6 protein-coding genes are annotated in these 5,680 nt (G+C 72.5%); 3 read left to right on the forward strand and 3 right to left on the reverse strand.

The window, feature by feature from the left end; genetic code table 11:
- The coding region (locus JWR81_RS25750; protein WP_297658460.1) for a hypothetical protein at window positions 1-227 on the reverse strand (227 nt) is incomplete at its 3' end.
- Between the two features lie 919 nt (window positions 228-1,146).
- On the opposite strand from JWR81_RS25750, the gene JWR81_RS25755 reads away from it, so the two are divergent.
- Window positions 1,147-1,572 (forward strand): DUF1003 domain-containing protein, encoded by a 426-nt coding sequence (locus tag JWR81_RS25755; RefSeq protein WP_297658462.1) that lies wholly within the window; start codon window positions 1,147-1,149, stop codon window positions 1,570-1,572.
- A gap of 74 nt (window positions 1,573-1,646) precedes the next feature.
- On the opposite strand, the gene JWR81_RS25760 is transcribed toward JWR81_RS25755, so the two are convergent.
- Complete coding sequence (locus tag JWR81_RS25760) at window positions 1,647-1,829, reverse strand: hypothetical protein (protein ID WP_297658464.1); 183 nt, start codon at window positions 1,827-1,829, stop codon at window positions 1,647-1,649.
- Window positions 1,830-1,943: 114 nt separating this feature from the next.
- Between JWR81_RS25760 and JWR81_RS25765 the strand changes: the two genes are divergently transcribed.
- Window positions 1,944-4,484, forward strand: a complete 2,541-nt coding sequence (locus JWR81_RS25765; RefSeq protein ID WP_297658466.1) for a DUF4118 domain-containing protein — start codon at window positions 1,944-1,946, stop codon at window positions 4,482-4,484.
- Window positions 4,481-5,170 (forward strand): response regulator, encoded by a 690-nt coding sequence (locus tag JWR81_RS25770; RefSeq protein ID WP_297658468.1) that lies wholly within the window; start codon window positions 4,481-4,483, stop codon window positions 5,168-5,170. Before JWR81_RS25765 ends, JWR81_RS25770 begins: the two co-directional genes overlap by 4 nt.
- A gap of 105 nt (window positions 5,171-5,275) precedes the next feature.
- Here JWR81_RS25770 and JWR81_RS25775 read toward each other — a convergent pair.
- Window positions 5,276-5,680, reverse strand: a 405-nt coding sequence (locus JWR81_RS25775; protein WP_297658470.1) for a CAP domain-containing protein, incomplete at its 5' end; no start/stop codon positions are given.

Below are 5,680 nucleotides of genomic sequence, written 5' to 3' on the forward strand. Positions count from 1 at the left end.
CCGTCGTAGCAGCCCCACATCTGCACGGCCGCGATCACGCCGCCGACGGCGGTGGTGGCGCTGCCCAGCCACAGCGCCGCGGCGATGATCAGCACCAACCCGACGACCGGGCCGCCGCCGAAGGGCCGGGCGCCGAGTGCGGTCGCGGCGCCGACCGGAAGGCCGAGGACTGCTCCGAGCGGCCCCGGGATGCGCGCGGAGGGGGCGGTCGGCCTACGGATGAGCATCGTCACAGGGTCGGCGACCGGTGGGGATCCGAGCCCGTTCCTGACGCGATTCTGACGGTAGCCGCGCGAGGAATGACGGGCCGGGGCGGACCACCGGCCAGGGTGGACGGCGCCGGGTGAGCGGCGCCACCGGCCGGTCAAGATGACCGACTGGCCCACGCGCTGCTGATGACCGCCGGCTTCGCGCTTCTCGTCCTGACGCTCCGAGGGCTCGACTCCCTGTGAGGGTGATCAGTACCTGCAGCGGGCAGGTCCAGCGCCGTCACCCCGTTCATGTCCATGGTGGCGGTGCCGTCGCTGAGGAAGAACACCCGGAAGTCGCGGACGGCGGCTTCCCGTGCGTCTGCAGGCTTCCGCTGGCTGATCGACGCGCTCCACGACGGCCGGCCCGTCGGGGGAGGCCGACGGACCGCCCTCGACGAAGCAGTTCTGCATGTCCACGTTGGTCAGCGCCGTGCGAGAGGGGGCGGTAGGAAATCGGCCATGACGGTCTCCTCGGTCAGTCTCCTCGGTCAGCCAACGAAGTGCAGACGGACGACCTCGGACGCAAACTCACCCATGGTGGGTGGTGTCCGCCGCCGACCCTGTTGGTAGCATCGTCCGCCTCAGATGCTGATCTGGCATACATGCCTTACGGCGCCCGTCCATCGTCGGTGTCCGATTCCCACGGGAGTCTCACCAATTTCGTGACAAGACCGAGGGGTAGGCCGAACTGGCCGGCGAACTCGGCGACCGAGCGGAGCGGCCGAACGGACGCCGTCAGCTCGGCCAGCAGGACTGGTGATCGGCGACCGGTTCGCAGCTGGACAGGACGCTTCGGCTCGCCGCCCGGGCGGACAGGCCGGGTCAGACCGGACCCGCCACGCGAGGGTCGGCGCCGTGATGCGCGCGAGCCACTGGACCGACGGAAGGAGTCATTGTGACCACCCTCGTTCAAGGCAGTCCGCCGAGGCATCCGGTCGTGCTCGAGCAGCTCGAGGCCCGGCACAAGCACTTTCAAGTTCGCCTAGCCGACAGCATCACCGCCTTCGCCGGCTCGATGAATTTCGTCTATATCCATGCCGTGGTGTTTGCCGTCTGGATGCTCTTCCTGGAAAAGGACCCATGGCCCAAGTTGACCCTCGTCGTCTCCTTGGAAGCGATCTTCCTGTCCACTTTCGTGATGATCGGCCAGAACCGGTCGGCGGCGTTCCAGCAGGCCAAGGCCGATCACGACTTCGTCGAGCAGGAGCAGGAACTCAAGACCAACACCGCGCTGACTCGCGAGATCCAGGTGCTGACCAAGGAGATCCACGAACGCGTGCTCCGCGGGGCCCCCGCCGAGGGGGGCGAGGACGACCGTTGATGGACAAGCCAGTTCGGTGGATACCTTGGCACCCCCGCGCGTGCCGGCGCCGAGCGGCTGAAGCTCGGCTTGCTTCACCGGTCGAACACGGCCGGGTGAGACGACTGGTAGACGGTCAGGCGGCGGCGCAGTTCCCGGAACTCGATTTCGGCCGGGGCCGGACGGATCTCGCCGTCGCGGGCCAGCGGCCCGGGCCGTCCGATCGGCGCACCAGCAGGTCGACCGGACGCGCTGCAGAAGCTGGTGGCCGACGACACCGACGGCCGGATCCTCGGCTTCCTCGGGGAGCGGCGGTGAACCTCACCACGCTCAACCTGGCCGTCGCGGCGGCATCAGGGCGCTGACACGACCAGGTGGAGCAGACTGCGGAGGTGACACGGCGGGGCGAGCTGAGGATCCACCTCGGGTCGGCTCCGGGCGTCGGCAAGACCTTCGCGATGCTCGGGGAGGCCCGGCGCCGGGTCGGGCGCGGCACAGACGTGGTGGTCGGCATCGTCGAGACGCACGGGCGGGCCAAGACCGCCGAGCTGCTCGACGGGCTGGAGATCGTCCCCCGTCGTTATGAGACCGACGCCCGCAGGCTCGATTTCGGCGAGATGGACCTCGACGCCGTCCTCGCCCGCAGGCCCGAGGTGGCGCTCGTCGACGAGCTCGCGCACACCAACGCACCCGGTTCGCGGCACGCCAAGCGCTGGCAGGACGTCGAGGAGCTGCTCGAGGCGGGCATCGACGTGCTCACCACGGTCAACGTGCAGCACCTCGAGTCGCTCAACGACGTCGTCGAGCGCATCACCGGGGTCCGGCAGGGGGAGACCGTGCCGGACGAGGTGGTGCGCCGCGCCGAGCAGCTGGAGCTCATCGACATCACCCCGGAGGCCCTGCGCCGCCGGCTCGCGCACGGCAACGTCTACGCGGCGGAGAAGGTCGACGCCGCGCTCGCCAACTACTTCCGGCCCGGCAACCTGACGGCGCTGCGCGAGCTGGCGCTGCTCTGGGTGGCGGACGAGGTGGACGTGGCGCTGCAGCGCTACCGGTCCGACAAGCAGATCACCGAGGTCTGGGAGACCCGCGAGCGCGTGGTCGTGGCCCTGACCGGCGACAAGGAGAGCGAGACGGTGCTGCGCCGCGCGGCCCGCATCGCCAAGCGTTCGGGTGCGGCCGACCTGCTCGCCGTACACATCCTGCGCGGCGACGGGCTCGCCGGGCCGCCGGTCGGGGCGGTCGCCCGGCTGCGCAAGCTCGCCGAGGACGTGGGCGCGAGCTTCCACACGGTCGTCGGCGGGGAGGACGTGCCCGCCGACCTGCTCGACTTCGCCCGCGGCGCCAACGCCACCCAGCTCGTGATCGGCACCTCGCGGCGCTCGCGCATCGCGCGGATGTTCGCCGAGGGCGTCGGCACCCGCGTGGTGCAGGACTCCGGGACCATCGACGTGCACATGGTCACCCACGACGAGGCGGGCCGCGGCGTCCGCCTGCCCGCGCTGCGCAACGGCCTCCCGTTCGCGCGCAAGGCGCTGGGCTGGGTGCTCGCCGTCGTCCTCCCGGGTGTGGCCACCGGAGCGGGCGTCCTGCTGCAGGAGGTCGTCGGCCTCTCCACCGACGTCGTGCTCTACTTCCTGGCCACGGTCGCCGCCGCGCTGGTCGGCGGGCTGGGACCGGCGGTGCTCGCGGCGGTGATCGGCGGAGTGCTGCTCAACTTCTTCTTCACCCGGCCGTACTTCTCGCTGAACATCTCCGAGCCGGAGAACATCGTCGCCGTCGCGGCGATGATCGTCGTGGCGGTGCTCGTCGCGCTGGTCGTCGACCGAGCGGCGCGCAGGGCCCAGCAGGCCGCCCGCGCCCGGGCGGAGGGCGCGCTGCTGGCGTCGTTCGCACGCACCGTGCTGACCCGCACCGACCCGCTGCCCCGGCTGCTGGAGAAGGTGCGGGAGGCGTTCGGGCTGCACTCCGTGGCACTGCTCGAGCGTGCGGGTGACGCCGGGACCGACACCTGGCGGTGCGTCACCTCGTCCGGGCCGATGGGGTGCGCCACCCCCGACGAGGCCGACGTCGACGTCGAGGTGGAGGACGCCCTGCATCTCGTCGGCAGCGGCCGCTCGCTCGCCGCGGCCGACCGCCGGCTGCTGGAGGTGGTCGGTGGGCAGGCCCTGCTGGCCCTGCGCAGCCAGCGGGCGGCCGCCGAGGCGGAGGCGTCGCGGCGCCGCGCCGAGGTCACCGAGACGCGCAGCGCCCTGCTCTCGGCCGTCGGCCACGACCTGCGCAGCCCCCTGACGTCGATCAAGGCCGCGGCCGGCAGCCTGCGCGACCCCACCCTGCGGATCTCCGCGGCCGACCGCCTGGAGCTGCTGGCCACCGTCGAGGAGTCGGCTGACCGGCTCACCGCGCTCGTGGACAACCTGCTCGACTCGTCGCGCCTCGCGGCCGGCGCGGTCACCCCGATGCTCGTCGCCATCGGCTACGACGAGGTGGCGGTCCGCGCGCTCGTCGGGCTCGAGGGCGCGGGCCGCGTCAAGGTCGAGATCGACGAGGGGCTGCCCGAGGTCGTCGCCGACGCGGGGCTGCTGGAGCGGGTCGTGGCCAACGTCGTCGACAACGCGCTGCGCTACGCCGTCGACGTGCCCATCGTGCTGCGGGCGAGCGCCTACGCCGACCGGGTGGAGCTGCGGATCGTCGACGCCGGGCCGGGTGTCCCACGGCAGGCGCGCGAGGCCCTGTTCGCCCCCTTCCGCCGCCTCGGCGGGGCCGACCCCAGCGACCGCGACGGGGGCACCGGCGTGGGGCTGGGCCTGTCGGTGGCCCGGGGTTTCACCGAGATCATGGGAGGAACCCTGACCGCGGAGGACACTCCTGGTGGTGGGCTCACCGTCGTCGTGGCGCTGCCCGCCGCCCGCCCGAGCAGGGAGACCCGATGACGGCCCACCGCGTGCTGGTCGTCGACGACGACCCGCAGATCCTGCGCGCGCTGCGGATCAACCTCACCGCACACGGCTACCACGTCCTGCTCGCTCCCGACGGCGGCTCCGCGCTGCGCACCGCCGCCGACGGGCACCCCGACGTCGTCGTGCTCGACCTCGGCCTGCCCGACATGGACGGCACCGAGGTGATCGAGGGCCTTCGCGGCTGGACCAGCGTGCCGATCATCGTGCTCTCGGCGCGGACGGGCTCCAACGACACCGTGCGCGCGCTGGACGTCGGCGCCGACGACTACGTCACCAAGCCCTTCGGAATGGCCGAGCTCCTCGCGCGGCTGCGGGCCGCGGTCCGCCGGGCGGCGGTGTCGGCCGTCGACGGCGAGCCCGTCGTCGACGTGGGCGACTTCACCGTGGACCTCGCCGCGAAGAGGGTCATCCGCGCCGGCGGCGAGGAGGTACATCTGACGCCCACCGAGTGGGGCGTCCTGGAGCTCCTGGTGCGCCACCGCGGCAAGCTCGTGGGGCAGCGGGAGCTGCTGCGCGCGGTGTGGGGGCCGAACTACGGCACGGAGACGAACTACCTCCGTGTCTACCTCGCCCAGCTGCGCCGGAAGCTGGAGGCGGAGCCCAGCCGCCCCAAGCACCTCATCACCGAGCCGGGGATGGGATACCGCTTCGAGCTCTAGCCGTGACCGCCGGGCCGGGGCGTGCGGCCGCCTCGGGGTCGTTCGGTGGGTCCTGCCGCCGGGCAGGGGTCGCCATGTTCGGCGCGCCGAGCCCACTGCCGCAGGTCAGCGACCGAAGTCCTGCGTCCAGTACCTGTCGGCCCCAGCCAGCCCGACGCCGATGGTGGTGAACGAGCAGTCCTCGATGTTGCGGCGGTGGCCCGGGGAGTTCAGCCACGCCGTCACCACCTCCTGCGCGTCCTGCTGGCCCTGCGCGATGTTCTCCCCGCCCGGCGAGGGGTAGCCCGCCGCGGTGATGCGGTCGGAGAAGCTGCGGCCGTCCTGGCCGTCGTGGGAGAAGTAGCCGTGCGCGGACATGTCGTCGCTGTGGCCCTGGGTGGCGGCGGTCAGGCGGGCGTCGACGCGCAGCGGGCGGCAGCCGACCCTCGCACGGTCCTGGTTGGTCAGCGCCACGACCCGCGCCGCCTGGCTGCCCGACACCGACGGCGCCGGGGCGGGCGGCGCGGCCCG

This window comes from Pseudonocardia sp. (assembly GCF_025965585.1).
In the GTDB taxonomy this organism is placed as follows: Bacteria; Actinomycetota; Actinomycetes; order Mycobacteriales; family Pseudonocardiaceae; genus Pseudonocardia.

Excerpts from the sequence above, each read along its gene's own strand:
- JWR81_RS25770 (WP_297658468.1), top strand. The coding sequence starts at position 4,481 with ATGACGGCCCACCGCGTGCTGGTCGTCGACGACGACCCGCAGATCCTG.